This window comes from Streptomyces sp. NPDC111656 (genome assembly GCF_055656965.1).
Genome location: NZ_JBVKCA010000005.1, coordinates 188,349 through 205,013 on the forward strand (window position 1 = coordinate 188,349; position 16,665 = coordinate 205,013).

The 16,665-nt window shown below is 70.5% G+C and carries 13 protein-coding genes; 6 read left to right on the forward strand and 7 right to left on the reverse strand.

The features are described 5' to 3' along the window. The first annotated feature begins 4 nt into the window (after positions 1–4). The 3 genes from zwf to pgl are packed head-to-tail and all read left to right on the forward strand — an operon-like array spanning position 5 to position 3,353. Entirely contained in the window at positions 5–1,528 is a 1,524-nt protein-coding gene (gene zwf, locus ACZ7M3_RS17120; protein WP_054235908.1) for a glucose-6-phosphate dehydrogenase, read from the forward strand. Further along, complete coding sequence (gene opcA, locus ACZ7M3_RS17125; protein WP_472064124.1) at positions 1,525–2,574, forward strand: glucose-6-phosphate dehydrogenase assembly protein OpcA; 1,050 nt, start codon at positions 1,525–1,527, stop codon at positions 2,572–2,574. The genes zwf and opcA overlap by 4 nt, the downstream gene beginning before the upstream one ends. Further along, a complete protein-coding gene (pgl, locus tag ACZ7M3_RS17130) occupies positions 2,571–3,353 on the forward strand; it encodes a 6-phosphogluconolactonase (RefSeq protein ID WP_351303011.1) in 783 nt (260 codons plus the stop codon). The genes opcA and pgl overlap by 4 nt, the downstream gene beginning before the upstream one ends. A gap of 91 nt (positions 3,354–3,444) precedes the next feature. On the opposite strand, the gene ACZ7M3_RS17135 is transcribed toward pgl, so the two are convergent. The 5 genes from ACZ7M3_RS17135 to ACZ7M3_RS17155 all read right to left on the reverse strand — a co-directional run bounded on the left by ACZ7M3_RS17135 (position 3,445) and on the right by ACZ7M3_RS17155 (position 10,152). After that, positions 3,445–4,284 carry a carbohydrate ABC transporter permease gene (locus tag ACZ7M3_RS17135; RefSeq protein WP_472064127.1) on the reverse strand — a complete coding sequence of 280 codons (840 nt, stop codon included), beginning with the start codon at positions 4,282–4,284 and terminating at the stop codon, positions 3,445–3,447. After that, positions 4,281–5,639: an ABC transporter permease gene (locus tag ACZ7M3_RS17140; protein WP_472064129.1), complete on the reverse strand. Its 1,359-nt coding sequence runs from the start codon at positions 5,637–5,639 to the stop codon at positions 4,281–4,283. The genes ACZ7M3_RS17135 and ACZ7M3_RS17140 overlap by 4 nt, the downstream gene beginning before the upstream one ends. Positions 5,640–5,644: 5 nt before the next feature. Next, positions 5,645–6,970: an ABC transporter substrate-binding protein gene (locus ACZ7M3_RS17145; protein WP_472064131.1), complete on the reverse strand. Its 1,326-nt coding sequence runs from the start codon at positions 6,968–6,970 to the stop codon at positions 5,645–5,647. Between the two features lie 63 nt (positions 6,971–7,033). Further along, on the reverse strand, positions 7,034–8,707 hold the full coding sequence (locus ACZ7M3_RS17150) for a glycoside hydrolase family 13 protein (protein WP_472064133.1): 1,674 nt from the start codon (positions 8,705–8,707) through the stop codon (positions 7,034–7,036). 173 nt (positions 8,708–8,880) lie between these two features. Continuing rightward, a complete protein-coding gene (locus ACZ7M3_RS17155) occupies positions 8,881–10,152 on the reverse strand; it encodes an ABC transporter substrate-binding protein (protein ID WP_472064135.1) in 1,272 nt (423 codons plus the stop codon). 188 nt (positions 10,153–10,340) lie between these two features. On the opposite strand from ACZ7M3_RS17155, the gene ACZ7M3_RS17160 reads away from it, so the two are divergent. Genes ACZ7M3_RS17160 through ACZ7M3_RS17170 form a run of 3 tightly spaced genes read left to right on the forward strand, consistent with a single transcriptional unit; the run spans position 10,341 to position 13,923 of the window. Continuing rightward, complete coding sequence (locus ACZ7M3_RS17160; protein ID WP_472064137.1) at positions 10,341–10,856, forward strand: PadR family transcriptional regulator; 516 nt, start codon at positions 10,341–10,343, stop codon at positions 10,854–10,856. Continuing rightward, a complete protein-coding gene (locus ACZ7M3_RS17165) occupies positions 10,853–11,626 on the forward strand; it encodes an ABC transporter ATP-binding protein (RefSeq protein WP_472064139.1) in 774 nt (257 codons plus the stop codon). The genes ACZ7M3_RS17160 and ACZ7M3_RS17165 overlap by 4 nt, the downstream gene beginning before the upstream one ends. Positions 11,627–11,631: 5 nt before the next feature. Then, positions 11,632–13,923 carry an ABC transporter permease gene (locus tag ACZ7M3_RS17170; protein ID WP_472064141.1) on the forward strand — a complete coding sequence of 764 codons (2,292 nt, stop codon included), beginning with the start codon at positions 11,632–11,634 and terminating at the stop codon, positions 13,921–13,923. A 19-nt stretch (positions 13,924–13,942) separates the two neighbouring features. On the opposite strand, the gene ACZ7M3_RS17175 is transcribed toward ACZ7M3_RS17170, so the two are convergent. After that, a complete protein-coding gene (locus tag ACZ7M3_RS17175; RefSeq protein WP_472064143.1) occupies positions 13,943–14,902 on the reverse strand; it encodes a hypothetical protein in 960 nt (319 codons plus the stop codon). 101 nt (positions 14,903–15,003) lie between these two features. Beyond that, positions 15,004–16,656 (reverse strand): glucose-6-phosphate isomerase, encoded by a 1,653-nt coding sequence (gene pgi / locus ACZ7M3_RS17180; RefSeq protein WP_351303036.1) that lies wholly within the window; start codon positions 16,654–16,656, stop codon positions 15,004–15,006. Between the last annotated feature and the right edge of the window lie 9 nt (positions 16,657–16,665).

Sequence of the window (16,665 nt, forward strand, 5' to 3'; positions counted from 1 at the left end):
AACCTTGTCAAGCAGCAACCCGCTGCGTGACCCCGCAGACCGACGGCTCCCGCGTATCGCGGGGCCGTCGGGCCTGGTCATCTTCGGCGTCACGGGCGATTTGTCACGTAAAAAGCTGATGCCCGCCGTGTACGACCTCGCCAACCGCGGGCTGCTGCCGCCGGGCTTCTCGCTCGTCGGCTTCGCCCGCCGCGAGTGGAAGAACGAGGACTTCGCCCAGGTGGTACACGACGCCGTCAAGGAACACGCCCGTACGGAGTTCCGCGAGGAGGTCTGGCAGCAGCTCATCCAGGGGATGCGCTTCGTCCAGGGCACCTTCGACGACGACGACTCGTTCGAGCGGCTGCGCGCCACGATCGACGAGCTGGACAAGGCGCAGGGCACGGGCGGCAACTTCGCCTTCTACCTCTCCGTGCCGCCGTCCGCCTTCCCGGTGGTCATCCAGCAGTTGAAGAAGCACCACCTGGCCGACCAGTCGAACGGCTCCTGGCGGCGGGCGGTCATCGAGAAGCCCTTCGGCCACGACCTGAAGTCGGCCGAGGAACTCAACGCGATCGTGCACGAGGTCTTCTCCTCGGACCAGGTCTTCCGCATCGACCACTACCTGGGCAAGGAGACCGTTCAGAACATCCTGGCGCTCCGCTTCGCCAACACGATGTTCGAGCCGATCTGGAACCGGTCCTTCGTCGACCACGTGCAGATCACCATGGCGGAGGACATCGGGATCGGCGGCCGGGCCGGCTACTACGACGGCATCGGCGCCGCGCGGGACGTCATCCAGAACCACCTCCTGCAGCTGATGGCCCTGACCGCCATGGAGGAGCCCTCCTCGTTCGACGCGGACGCCCTCGCCGCCGAGAAGACCAAGGTCCTCGGCGCGGTCCGGATCCCCCGGGACCTGGGCCGCGACACCGTCCGCGGGCAGTACGCGGCCGGCTGGCAGGGCGGCGAGAAGGCCGTCGGCTACCTCCAGGAAGACGGTATCGACCCCAAGTCGAAGACCGACACCTACGCCGCGATCAAGGTGGAGGTCGACAACCGCCGCTGGGCGGGCGTCCCCTTCTATCTGCGCACCGGCAAGCGGCTCGGCCGCCGCGTCACCGAGATCGCGGTCGTCTTCCAGCGCGCCCCGCACTCCCCGTTCGACCACACGGCGACGGAGGAGCTGGGCCAGAACGCGATCGTCTTCCGCGTCCAGCCCGACGAGGGCGTCACGGTCCGCTTCGGCTCCAAGGTGCCCGGCACCTCCATGGAGATCCGGGACGTCTCGATGGACTTCGCCTACGGCGAGTCGTTCACCGAGTCCAGCCCGGAGGCGTACGAGCGACTGATCCTCGACGTCCTGCTCGGCGACTCGAACCTCTTCCCGCGTACGGAGGAGGTCGAGCTGTCCTGGAAGATCCTCGACCCGATCGAGCAGTACTGGGACAAGCACGGCAAGCCCGCGCAGTACCCCTCGGGCACGTGGGGCCCCGTCGAGGCCGACGAAATGCTCGAGCGAGACGGACGGAGCTGGCGTCGCCCATGAAGATAGACCTCACGGACACCACGGCCAGCAAGATCAACAAGGCGCTGGTGCAGGGCCGCCGCGCCATCGGCACCCCCGCCGTCGGCATGGTGCTCACCCTCGTCATCGTCACCGACGAGGAGAACGCCTACGACGCCCTGAAGGCCGCCAACGAGGCGTCCCGCGAACACCCCTCGCGCACCCTCGTGGTCATCAAGCGCGTCTCCCGCTCGCCCCGCGACCGCACGAAGTCCCGCATCGACGCCGAGGTGCGGGTCGGCGCGGACGCCGGCACCGGCGAGACGGTCGTGCTGAGGCTGTACGGCGAGGTCGCCGACCACGCCGACTCGGTCGTCCTGCCGCTGCTGCTGCCGGACGCGCCGGTCGTCGTCTGGTGGCCGGTGGGCGCGCCGCTCGACCCGGCCAACGACCCGCTCGGAAAGCTGGCCCAGCGCCGCGTCACCGACACCTACGCGGCCGAGGCGCCCGTACGCGAGCTCAACGCGCGTGCCGACGCCTACACCCCCGGGGACACCGACCTCTCCTGGACCCGCATCACGCCCTGGCGCTCGATGCTGGCCGCCGCCCTCGACCAGGTCATCTGTGACGTGAACGCGGTCGAGGTGGAGGGCGAGGAGTTCAACCCGAGCGTGGAGCTGCTCGCCATGTGGCTCGCGGACCGGCTGGACGTCCCCGTCAAGCGGTCCAAGTCCTCCGGCCCCGGCCTGACCGGCGTCCGCATGGAAACGAGCTGCGGCCCGATCGCCCTGGACCGCGCCGACGGCACCCTGGCGACCCTCTCCATCGAGGGCCAGCCCGACCGTGCGGTGGCGCTCAAGCGCCGCGACACCTCGGAGCTGATCGCGGAGGAGCTGCGCCGGCTCGACCCGGACGACACCTACGCGTCGGCGCTGCGGTACGGAGTGGACCGGCTGAACGGGGCGACGGCGGAGGCCGTCGAGGAGGAGGCGGCCACGGCGAAGGCGACCGCCAAGACCGCCGCCGCCAAGGCACCCGCGAAGAAGGCCCCCGCGAAGGTCCCTGCGAAGAAGGCGGCCTCCGAGTGAACACTCCGCAGCTCGTCGTGCACCGCGACAAGGAGCTGATGGCCCAGGCCGCCGCGGCCCGGCTGATCACCAAGGTCGTGGACGCGCAGGCCTCGCGCGGCTACGCCTCGGTGGTCCTCACCGGCGGGCGCAACGGCAACGGGCTCCTCGCGGCGCTCGCGGCCGCGCCCGCCCGGGACGCCATCGACTGGGCCCGTATCGACCTGTGGTGGGGTGACGAGCGGTTCCTGCCCGAGGGCGATCCGGACCGCAACGACACCCAGGCCCGTGCGGCACTGCTGGACTCGGTGCCGGTGGACCCCGCGCGGGTGCATGCGATGCCCGCGTCCGACGGTCCGTACGGTACCGACGTGGACGCGGCGGCGGAGGCGTACGCGGCCGAGCTCGCGAAGGCCGCGGGTCCCGAGAACCACGGTTCCGTTCCCTCGTTCGACGTCCTGATGCTGGGCGTCGGCCCGGACACCCACGTGGCCTCGCTCTTCCCGGAGCTGCCCGCGGTCCGTGAGACGGAGCGGACGGTGGTGGGCGTGCACGGCGCCCCCAAGCCCCCGCCGACCCGGGTCACGCTCACCCTGCCCGCGATCCGTTCCGCCCGTGAGGTCTGGTTGCTGGCGGCCGGCGAGGACAAGGCGCAGGCCGCAGCGATCGCCCTCTCGGGCGCGGGCGAGGTGCAGGCCCCGGCGGCCGGCGCCCACGGGCGCTCGCGCACCCTGTGGCTCCTGGACGCGGCGGCGGCCTCCCAGCTGCCGCGCTCGCTGTACCCGCCGGCTTCGGCCTGAGCCGTACCCGGGGCTCCGCCCCGGACCCCGTTCGCGCGGTTCCCCGCGCCCCTGAAAAGGGGCGCGGGGAACCGCGCGGTCTTTTGGCCCCTCACTTCACCGACCCGGCCATCACCCCTTGCACAAAGTGCCGCTGGAACGCGAAGAACACCATCACCGGAACGATCAACGACAGAAACGCCCCCGGCGCCAGCACATCGATGTTGCTGCCGAACTGTCTTATCTGGGACTGGAGTTCGACCGTCAACGGCTGCGAGGAACTGTCGGCGAACAGCAGGGCGACCAGCATGTCGTTCCACACCCACAGGAACTGGAAGATGGCCAGGCTCGCGAGGGCCGGACGTCCGACCGGCAGCACCAGCTGGGTGAAGATGCGCCACTCGCCGCCTCCGTCCATCCGGGCGGCCTCCAGCATCTCCTTCGGCATCTCCGCGAAGTAGTTGCGCAGCAGGAAGATGGCGAACGGCAGCCCGTAGGAGACGTGGAAGAGCACGACACCGGGAATCGTGCCGAACAGCCCCAGCGCGCCGAAGAGTTTGGCGACCGGCAGCAGCCCGATCTGGACCGGCACCACCAACAACGCCACCACGACAAGGAAGATCGTGTCCCGGAAGGGGAACTCCAGCCAGGCGAAGGCGTATCCGGCGAGCGCCGCGATCACCACGACGAGGACGGTGGCCGGCACGGAGATCAGCACGGTGTTCCAGAACGCCCGCGTCATTCCCGCATTGCCCAGGAGGGCGGAGTAGTTGTCGAAGGAGAGCTGACCGGGTCTGGTCAGCACCGTCCACCAGCCTCCCTCGGCGGTGTCCTGCGCCGAGCGCATCGAGGAGAGGAAGAGCCCTGCGAGCGGGGTGACCCAGACCAGGCCGACGATCACCAGGAACGCCTGCACCAGGCCGTTGCCGAGCCCCCGCCTGAGCGCGTTCATCGTTGACTCCTTCGGAAGCGGCGGACGTTGAAGACCATGGCGGGGACGACCAGGAGCAGGAGGAGCACACCGAGTGCGCTGCCCAGGCCCTGGTTGTTGCCGCCGCCGAAGGACACCAGCCACATCTGGGTGGCGAGCACGGTGGCGTCCTCCTGCACGGGACCGGGCGCGATGATGTAGACGAGGTCGAAGACCTTCATCACGTTGATCACGAGCGTGACGAAGACCACGGTGAGCACGGGTGCCAGCAGCGGCACGGTGATCCGGCGGAAGATCTGCCACTCGTTGGCGCCGTCCATCCGGGCCGCCTCCAGCGCGTCGCGCGGCAGGGCGGCGAGTCCCGCGCCGATCAGCACCATGGCGAAGCCGGTCCAGATCCAGAGATAGGCGCCGATGATGGCGGGGGTGACCAGCGCCGGACCGAGCCAGGACACGCCCTCGTACGGCGGGCTGAAGTTCGACGCGGGCAGCCGCACGGTGTACGAGCCGGGGTCCAGCCCCAAGAAGCGGAAGGAGCCGTCGGCCGCGGTGGTCGTGCTCGCGACCGTCTTCCCGTCGCGCGCCGCCTCGACCTTCATCTCGGGCAGTCCGCTCTCCCCGCGGTCGACCCGGCCCTGTTTCCCTCCCCCGCCGGGTGTGAAGTCCAGGTAGACGACACCGCGCAGCTCGTCCCGGTCCGCCTTCTGCCCTGCGGCCGTGTAGGCGGGCTTCGCCTCCTTCGGCAGGTCCTTGGGCAGGACGCCGACGAGGCCGAGGCCGACCGTGTGGCCGGGCGAGGCGGAGGCGGTCGTACGGTACGAACCGTCGGCGCCCTTGGTGAGGCCTCGGCCGTCGCGGGCGCGGGCGGTCGGATAGGACGAGGTTCCCTCGAACGCGTCGTGGACGCCGACCACGGCGGCGTTCAGGACACCCTTGTCGGGGTCCTCGTCGTACGCGAGCCGGAAGATGATGCCGGCGGCCAGGAAGGAGACCGCCATGGGCATGAACAGCAGCAGCTTGAACGCGGTGGCCCAGCGGATCTTCTCGACCAGGACGGCGAGCACCAGTCCGAGCCCGGTGAGCAGCGTCGGCGCGACGACGACCCAGATCGCGCTGTTGCGTACGGCCTTGAGCGTGGCCGGGTCGCGGAACATCTCGGTGTAGTTGTCGCCGCCCACGAACCGGCTGCCGGAGGCGTCGAAGAAGCTGCGCCCCACGGAGAAGACCACGGGGTAGACGACCAGCGCGCCGAGCAGGAGCAGGGCGGGGAGGACGAAGACGAGGGCGATGATCCGGCCGCGGCGCCTGGCGCGCCGTCTGTGGTCGGCCATGCCGACGGCCGGAGGGCTCGCCTCTTTCACGAGGGTGGCGGTCATGGCGATCAGCCCTGGTACGCCTTGGCCGCGGCCTTCTCCAGTTCGGCCGCGGTCGCCTTCGGGTCCGAGGGGTCACGGAGGAAGTCCTGGAGGATCTTCCACTCGCCGGCACCCTTGGTGCCGCCGAACGCGGCGGGGGCCTGGTCGGACATGTCGAAGCGGACCGAATCCCCGGCGGCGACCAGGGACTTGGCGGTCTCGCGGGCGATGTCGTCGCTGTAGGAGGCGAGGTCGAGCTTCTTGTTCGGGGAGAGGAAGCCGCCCGCCCCGGCCCAGACGGCGGCCGCTTCGGGGGTCGCCAGGTACTCCAGGAACGTCATGGCGGCCTTCTGGTTCTTGCCGTCCTTGAGGACCACGGCCGCGTCGCCACCACTGACCACCGGCGCCTTGCCGCCGTCGACCGCGGGGAAGGGGAAGAAGTTCGCGTCCTGGCCGATCTTCTTGCCGAACTGGTCCTTGGCGACCCCGGCGACGAAGTCGCCCTCGTAGACCATGCCCGCCTCGGGCTTGGGTCCGAAGACCTTCTCGACGGAGCCGGGGAAGTCCGTGTTCAGGGCCCCCTTCTGGCCGCCGGCCATCAGTTGCCTGTCCTTGAAGAGCTTGCCGAGGGTGGTGAGCGCCTCGACCACGGTCGAGTCGGTCCACTTCAGCTGGTGGGCGGCCAGGGCGTCGTACTTCTCCGGTCCCGCCTGGGAGAGGTAGATGTTCTCGAACCAGTCGGTGAGCGTCCAGCCGTCCTGTCCGGCGACGGAGAAGGCGGCGAGGCCCGAGTCGGAGACGGTGTGTCCGGCCTTCAGCATGGCGTCGTACGTGGTCGGCGGCTTGACACCCGCCTGGTCGAGCGCGTCGGGGCTGTACCAGACGGTCGACTTGTGGGCGGCCTTGAAGTACAGGCCGTAAAGGGTGTCGCCGACGCTGCCGTACTTCTTCCAGACGCTCGCGTAATTGGTGTCGACGGACTGTTCGGTGGTCTTGGAGAGCGGCTTGAGCCAGCCCTCCTTCGCGAACTGCTGGAGGACGCCGACCTGCGGGACCATCACCACGTCGGGGGCGTTGCCGCCCTCGATCTTGCTGCCGACGACCGTGGAGACGTTGTCGCCGGTGGAGACGAACTGGGTCTTGGCGCCCGTCTTCTCGGTGAAGGCGTCCAGGACCTTCTGGAAGTTCTTCTGCTCGCTGCCGGACCAGACACCGGCCACGGTGATCGTCTGACCGCTGAGCGACTTACCGCCGCCTCCGGCGGCTACGGGCCCGCCTCCACAGGCGGTGGCGCCGAGGGCCAGGGCGAGGGCGGTGCAGCTCGCGAGCAGGGTCGTACGTCGTCGCATCATCGTTGATGTCCCTTTCAGGGCAGGGGAATGGACGGAAACCGGAGGAGGGGGAGGAGGGGAAGGTCAGGGATTCGTGCAGTCGCTGATCCACCAGGCGGCCGTGGAGCCGGGCAGCACGCCGGCCGGACAGGGGCCGCTGGACAGCAAGGGGGTGCCGGAGACCGGCGCGGGCGTGGGGGCCGTACCGAAGTTGACGGCGCACACCAGGCCGTCGTCGCGGACGAAGGCGAGGACGCCGGGCGGCGCCTGAAGCCAGCGCAGCGCGCCCTCGCCCAACTGCGGGAGTCCCGCGCGCAGTTGGAGCCCGTCGCGGTAGAGGTGCCAGAAGGAGCGGGTGTCGGCGAGCGCGCGGTCGGTGGCGTACTCGGCGAAGTAGGCGGGCTGCGGCAGCCACGGCTTGGCGCTCTCGGCGCCCGAGGTGAAGCCGAACGGCGAGGCGTGCCCGGACCAGGGCAGCGGCACCCGGCAGCCGTCGCGGATACGTGCGCGGCTTCCCGTACGACGGAAGATCGGGTCGGTCAGCACGTCGTCGGGCAGGTCGACGACCTCGGGCAGTCCGAGCTCCTCGCCCTGGTAGATGTACGCGGCTCCGGGCAGCGCCAGCATCAGCAGTGCGGCGGCGCGGGCGCGGGCCGTACCGAGGCCGCTGCCCTCGGTGCCGAGCTCGCCGTAGCGGGTGACGGTGCGGACCTGGTCGTGGTTGTTGAGGACCCAGGTGACCGTCGATCCGGTGCCGGCTATGTCCTGCATGGCCTCGGAGATGACCTTGCGGAAGGCGTCGGCGTTCCAGGGCGCGCTGAGCAGGTCGAAGAAGAAGGCCTGGTGGAGCTCGTCCGGGCGTACGTACTGGGCGTGCTCGCGGGCCGTCGGTACCGAGACCTCGCCGACCAGCAGCCGGTCGCGGCCGTCGCGCCCGGTGTACTCCTCGCAGACGGACCGCCAGTGGCGCCACACGTCGTGCACCTCGGGCCGGTTCCAGGCGAGCGGGTTGACCGAGTCGCGGGTGCGGGCGTCGGCCTCCGGGTCGGGCGAGTCCGGCAGGTCGGGGTGCTTGAAGAGGCCGGCGGCGACGTCGATGCGGAAGCCGTCGACGCCCCGGTCGAGCCAGAACCGCAGCACGTGGTCGAAGTGCGCGCCGACCTCGAGGTTGCGCCAGTTCAGGTCGGGCTGCTCGGACGTGAACATGTGCAGGTACCACTGGCCGGGGTTGCCGTCCGCCTCGGTGACGCGGGACCAGGCGGGTCCGCCGAACATGGCGTGCCAGTTGTTGGGCGGCTCGGCGCCGTCCGGACCGCGTCCGTCGGCGAAGTGGAAGCGGGCGCGTGCCGCGCTGCCCGGCGCCGCCGCGAGCGCGGCACGGAACCACGGGTGCTCACCGGAGCAGTGGTTGGGGACGATGTCCAGGAGCACCTTGACGCCGAGGCGTCGGGCGTCGGTCATCAGCAGGTCGAACTCGGCGAGGTCGCCGAAGAGCGGGTCCACGTCGCAGTAGTCGGCGACGTCGTAGCCGTGGTCGTGCTGCGGCGAGGGGTAGAAGGGGCTCAGCCAGATGCCGTCGACACCGAGCTTCTTGAGGTACGGCATGCCCGCGCGAACCCCGGCGAGATCGCCGATGCCGTCACCGGTGCTGTCCAGGAAGCTGCGGACGTACACCTGGTAGATCACTGCGTCGCGCCACCAGCGGTGCGTGTGGAGGGTCACCCGTTGGACCTGTCTGTGCGTGCCTACGTTATGCATGCATGTTAGGTAGGCGTGTCGTATGGGTGTCAACGAGTAGGCAGCATCGACCCGACACCGACCGGGAGTTTGGACAGTTATATGCAGACTTTTCGGGCACAAAACCCGGAGATGGGATGCTCCCGTTACCTAACAAGTAACTAGCAGGATGCCCACAGGGCACCGCCGGGGTGCTACCGGGGCGAGATGGCCGCCAGCTCGCGCGCCAGCCGCCGTACCGCAGCGGACGGCGTCTCGTGCCCCGTCATCGCGTCGTGGACCACGGCCTGCACGACCAGGCTGACCTGGTCGTAGCGCGGGCTCTTGGGGCGTGGGGCGGCCGCGAGGACGCTGGCGCGCAGCGTGGGCAGATAGGGGAACTCCCGGATCAGCTCCGGGTCCTGGTACAGCGCCGCCCGTACGGGCGGCAGCGCACCCTTGGTGAGGACCTGGCGCTGCGCCCGCTCGGTCGTGAGGTACGCGATCAGGCGCGCGGCCGAATCGGGGTGCCGCGCATGTGTGTTGACGGCCAGGTTGGAGCCGCCCAGCACGCTCGTGCCCGGTCCGTCGGGTCCGGGCAGGGGGACCGCGCCGACCTTCCCGGCGACCGCCGAACCCTTGCCGGAAGCACCGACGTAGGCGTAGGGCCAGTTGCGCAGAAAGAGGAGGTGGCCGTCCTGGAAGGCCTGTTTGGACTCCTCTTCCTTGTACGTCAGCGCCTTCTTCGGAATCCAGCCGTCGCGCACGCCGTCGGCGAGGAACCCGATGCCCTCGCGGGCCGCCTCGGAGTTCACGGTGACGCGCTCGCCCTCGTCGCCGAGGATCGTGCCGCCCGCGGAGTAGACCGCCTCCGCCGCGTTCACGGTGAGACCCTCGTAGGGCAGGAACTGGCCGGCGTAGCCGTCGAGTCCGTACTTCGGGGCGACGGTCCTCGCCTGTCGCTCCAGCTCGGCCCAGGTCCGCGGCGGCGCGACGCCCTCTTCGGCGAGGACGTCCTTTCGGTACAGGAGGAGTCCCGCGTTGGTCACGTACGGGACCGCGTACAGCCTTCCGTCGTACGTCGCCGTGTCCACGACCGGCGGCAGGAAGCTGTGGAGCGGGAAGCGGTCGCGGTCCAGCGGAGATATCCAGCCCGCGGCGGCGAACTCCGAGGTCCAGGCGACGTCGATGTTGAGGACGTCGAAGCGGCTTCTGCCACCGCCGCGCAGGTCGGTCGTCATCTGCGCGTGCGTCTCGTCGGCGGAGTCCGGGAGTTCGACGAGGGTGACCTTCTCGCCGGGGTGGGTACGGTTCCACCCTTCGAGCAGTGGCCCCAGATAGCCGGTGAGGTCCCCCGCGGTCGCCAGCGTGAGCGGGCCGCGACCGGCGCCGCGCGCCCCGTCGGCGGGGGTGCCGGAGGCGACGTAACCGGTCAGGACCACCGCTGCGACCAGGAGGCCCCTACCGGCGGCACGTATCCACCGCATAGGTTCCTCCCTGTACACCGGCGTCGGGCACCTTCGCCCGGCGTCAGTGGCCATGTATACCTGTTAGGTATGGGCGATACTAGGGCCTGCAACACATTGGCCTCCGGCCGCATCGACCGGGCAACGGCCTGACATCGGTATGACATCGGTCTGCGGCACATGACAAGGATGCGGGGAGGAGAGCACGGGTGCGGCTGCCCCTCCTGGCCCTGCTGGCGCGAGGCCCGGCCCACGGGTACGAGCTCAAGCAGGACCTTGAGCAACTGCTGGGCTCCGCGTACCCTCAGCCCAACGTCGGCCAGATCTACGTCACGCTCGGCCGCCTCGAGAAGGCGGGACTGATCGAGGGCGAGGAAGTCGAGCAGTCGAGCCGGCCCAACAAGAAGATCTACCACCTCACCGACACCGGGCGCGAGACGCTGCATGCCTGGTACGAGGAGACGGCGGACGAGCCTCGGGTACGGGACGAGTTCTTCATGAAACTCGCGCTCGCCCCCACGACCGGCCTGGCCGACCAGATCGCCCTGATCAACCGGCAGCGGCGGCAGTATCTGAACACCATGCGCAACCTGTCGAAGCTCGCCGCGGCCGAGGACCGGGACAACCGCATCTCCCAGCTGCTGATCGAGGGCGCCATGCTGCACCTGCAGGCCGATCTGGACTGGCTGGAGCGCTGCCAGGAGGAACTGGAGGAGCTGGAATGAGCCACACCGCTCCTGTGCCGCGCGCCGAGGGCCAGGCTCCCTTGCTGCGCGCCGAGGGCCTGGTCAAGACCCACCACGGCGAGGGCGCCCCGGCGTATGCCGTACGTGGAGTGGATCTTGCCGTGCGGCAGGGCGAGTTCGTGGCCGTCACCGGCCCGTCCGGCGCCGGCAAGTCGACGCTGCTGCACCTCCTCGGCGGCCTCCAGCGGCCCGACTCCGGCAGCATCTGGCTGGACGCCGAATGCACGGACGCGTACAGCGAGGCGCGCTGGGCGGTGGAGCGGCGACGGCGCATCGGCATCGTCTTCCAGTTCTTCAACCTGGTCTCCAACCTGTCGGTCGCCGACAACGTGGAGCTGCCCGCGCTGCTCGCCGGGGTCTCCCCCAAGCAGGCGCGCGCCGAGCGCGAGCGGCTGCTGTCCGAGCTGGGCCTGGCGGGCAAGGGACGCAGCATGCCGGGTGAGCTGTCCGGCGGCGAACAGCAGCGCGTCGCCCTGGCCCGGGCGCTGGTCAACCATCCGTCCCTGCTGCTGGCCGACGAACCCGCGGGCAGCCTGGACAGCAAGGGCACCCGCGAGGTGATGCGGCTGCTGTCCGGCTTCCACCAGCGCGGTCAGACCATCGTGCTCGTCACCCACGACGCCCGGCTCGCCAGCGCCGCGGACCGCGTGATCAGCTTCTTCGACGGCCGCATCGCCGACGACGCGGAACTCGACGGCACGCCGTCACGCGGCGCCGGGATATCCGGCGTGCTGGAACTGAGGGACTGAGCGGCGTGCGGGCCACTCTGCGCTGGGCGCATGCCGATCTGCGCACGCATCGGGGCGAGGCGCTGTTCATCGTGCTCGCCACCGCGGGAATCGTCGCCTCGCTGCTGCTCGCCGCGGCGCTCTTCGGATACGCGACGAACCCCTGGCAGCGCGTCTTCACGCAGTCGCACGGCGCGCATGTGTGGATCCACACCGGCGCGTCCGCCGACGCCGGGCGGCTCGCGCGGCTGGACGGCGTCGAGTCCGTGGCGGGCCCGTACCGCACCGCGTCCGCCACCGTCGAGTCACGCGGCACCCGTGCCTCCGTCGAGCTGCGCGGCGCCGTCGAGCCGCCCGCCACCGGTCGGCCGCTGCTCGTCTCCGGTCACTGGCTCGACCACGCCCGGCCCGACGGAGTCGTCCTGGAGGAAAGCCTCGCCCGTACGCTGTGGGCCGAGCCCGGGGACACCCTCACCGTGCCCGGCACCGCACGCACCCTGACCGTCCTGGGCGTGACCGACAGTGCCGAGCCCCGCTACCGCCCCGGCGAGCGGTCGGGGGTCGTCTGGGCGCTGCCCTCCGCGGTGCGGGGCGCGGACGGACGTACGGGCCAGGTCATCGGTCTGCGCCTGACCGATCCCGGCGACACGGACTACGCCGTGCAGCGCGCGGTGACGACGCTCGGCTCCGGCGCGGTCACCCAGGTGTCGAACTGGCAGCAGGCCCGCGCCGAGGCCCAGGGCGACAACCGGCTGCTGGGACAGGTGCTCGGCCTGTTCGGCCTCGGCGCGCTGCTGGCCGCCGGGCTCGCCGTGTACGGCGCGATCGGCACCCGGATCCGCGGCCACCTGCGGGACATCTCGGTGCTGAAGGCGATCGGGTTCACGCCCGGCCAGGTGGTGCGCATCTTCCTGATCCAGCACGTGGTGTACGCGTCGCTGGGCGCCCTGGGCGCCGCCACGCTCACCCAGGCGCTGGGGAGCCGGATCCCCGGTCGCCTCGGCGACGCCTTGGGCGTCTGGCAGGGACTGCCCGGACACACCGCGGCCCTCCTGGCGGTACCGGTGGCCGCGGTGCTCTTCATCGGCGCGACGACCGGGATCGCCGCGTGGCGGGCGGGCCGGGTGCCCCCCGTGCCGGTGCTGCGGGCCGCGGCACCGCCGGCCGGCCGCCTGTCGGGCGTGGCCCGCCGGGCGCTCGGACTGCGACTGCCCCCCGCGCTCGTGCTGGGCTGGCACCAGGCGTTCCCGCGACGGCCGCGCTCGCTGGCCACGGTCGCCCGGCTCGCCCTGCCACTGCTGCTGATCGTGGTCGCGCTGAGCGCCTGGACCACCATCGACCGCTTCCACAGCGAACCCGAGCGGATCGGCCTCGCGGCCGCGCTCACGGCACACCCGGACGAGAGCCTCGGCGATCCGGCAGCCCGCGCCCTGCTCGCCCGGAACGCACAGGTCACCGCCGTGCACCCGGGCGCCGAGGTGGCCGCTCTGGTTCCGGGCCAGACGGCGACGATCGCACTGCGCGGGCTCGGTACGCACCGGGACCCGTACCCGTTCTCGCTGGCCGAGGGCCGCCCGGCCCGCGGGCCCGACGAGGCGGTGGCCGGTCAGGGGCTGCTCGACCTGCTGGACGTGCGCGTCGGGGACTGGGTGCGGATGACCGTCGGCGCGCGCCCGCAGATCCTGCACATCGTCGGCCGCAGCATCGAGCCGGAGAACGGCGGCCGCGTCATCTCCACCTCGCTCGACACCCTGCGCGAGAACGACCCGGAGCTCCGCCCGACCCTCTACCAGCTCGAGTTGCGCCCCGGCGCCGACCCGGGCAAGGTCGCCGCCGAGCTGACCGCGGCCGGGCACGGGCACCTGGACGTGCACGCCGCGACCAACCCGGCCGACGGCCTCTCGCCGCTGCGCGGCGTCGTCGTCGGGCTGATCGCCGTACTGGCCCTCATCGGGCTCATCGAGCTGCTGACCGCGGTCGGCGGCACCGTGCGCGAGGGCGAACGGGATCTGCTGGCGCTCAAGGCCATCGGGCTGTCCCCGCGGCAGATCACGGCGGTCACCGTCACGGCCACCGCCTGCACCGCGCTGGCAGCGGTCCTCGCGGGTACGGCGCTGGGGCTGCCTCTGGCACACTGGCTGATCGACGTGCAGGGGAAGTCGAGTGGGATCGGCGCCGGTATCGCCCGGGGGCCGTCCCCCCTCCTGCTGTCGTTGTTCGGTCTGGCCGCGGTCCTCGGTGCCGCCGCCCTCGCCGCGCTCCCCGCGGGCCGCGCCGCCCGACGACGCCTCGCGGACACCCTGAGCGCGGTGGCCTGAGCCCGGGACCCGAACGCGGTCAGAACCCGTGCGGGTTCTGCTGGTTGTAGTTCTGCTGGTTGTAGGGGTTCTGCGGTCCTTGGTTGTACGGGCTCTGCGGTCCTTGGTTGTACGGGTTCTGCTGCCCCGGCGCATAGGTGTTGCCCTGGTTGTACGTGTACGCCGGACCCGGCCCGTACGGGTTGCCCTGCGGCGGGAGGTACCCGTACGGCGGGGCGGGCGGAGCCGACGGGACAGGCGGAGGCAGTGTGGCCGGGTGTGCCCCGAGCCGTATCCCGTGCCGCCTGCGCAACCGGTACATCTCCAGCGCGGCAATCGCCGTGACCGTCAACGGCGCCCCCAGAATGAAGACGACCCCCATCCCGAGACTGAGCCCGTGCAGATCCCCCGTGGCGAGGTCCGGAAGGGCCATCAGCCACGTCGTCACGGTGGCGAGCAACGGCGGCAGACATCGGTGGACCGCGGCCGTGCCGAAGAAGTTGCCGGACACCTTCACCGCACCCGAGCCGACGAACCAGGTCAGCCAGATCGCCACCAGCCCCAGCACCAGGGCGAACCCTCCGACCCCGGCGGCAAGCCACCACATCAGCACCGTCAGGACGATGGACCCGACGAAGGCCAGCAGCAGCTTGAACGAGTTGCCGAGCGGCACCCGCAGCTGCCGGACCGTCCCGGTGCGCCGCCAGACGAGGAGCATCGCCCCGACGGTCAACGGCGTGATGAACAGCAGCACGACGGACGCCGTCAGCATGTTCTGCAGCATCTCCGTGAAGGCGAACCCGCCTTGCACGAAGGTGTAGACACCGACCGCCGCGACCGCCCCTGCGATGACCCGTACCCGCTTGAGCCGCTCCACCCCCGGATCGACCGCCTCCGGGATCCACGCCGGATGGAACACCACCTCCGCGACCCGCTTCGGCTTCAGGAACGACCTCGCCGTCAGCCTGCCGCCCGTCCAACTCCCTCGCGTACCAGTCAACTTCCGCTCCCCCGAGCCTTCATCCGCTTGATCGCCCGGGAGTCTACGGGAAGCGGGCGGACTCCCACCGCCCGCTTTCCGTGACCCACGCGCGACCGCGCCTACCGGCCGCGCAGCTCTCGGTACTTCGCGACGAGCGCCTTCGTCGACTCGTCCAGGCCCGGCACGTCCGCACCCTCGGTCAGCGCGGGTTCGACCCGCTTGGCGAGGACCTTGCCGAGTTCGACACCCCACTGGTCGAAGGAGTCGATGTTCCAGACCGCGCCCTGGACGAACACCTTGTGTTCGTAGAGGGCGACCAACTGGCCGAGCACCGAGGGCGACAGCTTCCTCGCGAGGATGGTCGTCGTCGGGTGATTGCCCTTGAACGTCTTGTGCGGGACCAGTTCCTCGGCCACGCCCTCGGCGCGCACCTCGTCCGGCGTCTTGCCGAAGGCGAGGGCCTGGGTCTGCGCGAAGAAGTTCGCCATCAGCAGGTCGTGCTGGGCGACCAGGCCCGGCAGCAGATCGGCGACCGGCTCGGCGAAACCGATGAAGTCCGCCGGGATCAGCTTCGTGCCCTGGTGGATGAGCTGGTAATAGGCGTGCTGCCCGTTGGTGCCGGGCGTCCCCCACACGACCGGGCCGGTCTCCCACTCCACGTCCTGCCCGTCGCGCTCCACGGACTTGCCGTTGGACTCCATGTCCAGCTGCTGCAGATACGCCGTGAACTTGGACAGGTAGTGCGAGTACGGCAGCACCGCGTGCGACTGAGCGTTGTGGAAGTTGCCGTACCAGATGCCCAACAGGCCCATCAGCAGCGGCACATTGGTCTCGGCGGGCGCGGTGCGGAAGTGCTCGTCGACGAGGTGGAACCCGTCGAGCATCTCCCGGAAGCGGTCCGGCCCGATCGCGATCATCAGGGACAGACCGATCGCGGAGTCGTACGAGTACCGGCCGCCGACCCAGTCCCAGAACTCGAACATGTTGGCCGTGTCGATACCGAAGTCGGCGACCTTCTCGGCGTTGGTCGACAGCGCCACGAAGTGCTTGGCCACGGCCTCCTGATCGGCCTTCAGCTCGGTCAGCAGCCAGTTGCGCGCGGAGGTCGCGTTGGTGATCGTCTCGATGGTGGTGAACGTCTTCGAGGCGATGATGAACAGCGTCTCGGCCGGGTCGAGGTCGCGGACGGCCTCGTGCAGGTCGGCGCCGTCCACGTTCGACACGAAGCGGACCGTGAGGTCGCGGTCGGTGAAGGAGCGCAGCACCTCGTACGCCATCGCCGGACCGAGGTCGGAGCCGCCGATGCCGATGTTCACGACGTTCTTGATGCGCTTGCCGGTGTGACCGGTCCACTCACCCGAACGGACCCGCTCGGCGAAGTCGGCCATCTTGTCGAGCACGGCGTGCACGGCCGGGACGACGTTCTCCCCGTCGACCTCGATCACCGCGTCGCGCGGGGCGCGCAGCGCCACGTGGAGCACGGCCCGGTTCTCGGTGACGTTGATCTTCTCGCCGCGGAACATGGCGTCCCGCAGCCCGAAGACGTCGGTCGCCGCTGCCAGCTCGCGCAGCAGCCGCAGCGTCTCGTCGGTGACCAGGTGCTTGGAGTAGTCGACGTGCAGATCGCCGACCTGGAGGGTGTACCCGGTTCCGCGCCCGGGGTCGGTTGCGAACAGGTCCCGCAGATGGGTCTCCGCGAGCTCCTCGCGGTGCTTGGCCAGAGCGGTCCACTCGGGCGTCTGGTTGAGCCTGGCACGGCTGTCTGCGTTCATCTCTGGCTT

Coding starts and splice junctions, on each gene's coding strand:
- opcA (WP_472064124.1), top strand. CDS start 1,525: ATGAAGATAGACCTCACGGACACCACGGCCAGCAAGATCAACAAGGCG.
- ACZ7M3_RS17135 (WP_472064127.1), bottom strand. CDS start 4,284: ATGAACGCGCTCAGGCGGGGGCTCGGCAACGGCCTGGTGCAGGCGTTC.
- ACZ7M3_RS17140 (WP_472064129.1), bottom strand. CDS start 5,639: ATGACCGCCACCCTCGTGAAAGAGGCGAGCCCTCCGGCCGTCGGCATG.
- ACZ7M3_RS17145 (WP_472064131.1), bottom strand. CDS start 6,970: ATGATGCGACGACGTACGACCCTGCTCGCGAGCTGCACCGCCCTCGCC.
- ACZ7M3_RS17150 (WP_472064133.1), bottom strand. CDS start 8,707: ATGCATAACGTAGGCACGCACAGACAGGTCCAACGGGTGACCCTCCAC.
- ACZ7M3_RS17155 (WP_472064135.1), bottom strand. CDS start 10,152: ATGCGGTGGATACGTGCCGCCGGTAGGGGCCTCCTGGTCGCAGCGGTG.
- ACZ7M3_RS17165 (WP_472064139.1), top strand. CDS start 10,853: ATGAGCCACACCGCTCCTGTGCCGCGCGCCGAGGGCCAGGCTCCCTTG.
- pgi (WP_351303036.1), bottom strand. CDS start 16,656: ATGAACGCAGACAGCCGTGCCAGGCTCAACCAGACGCCCGAGTGGACC.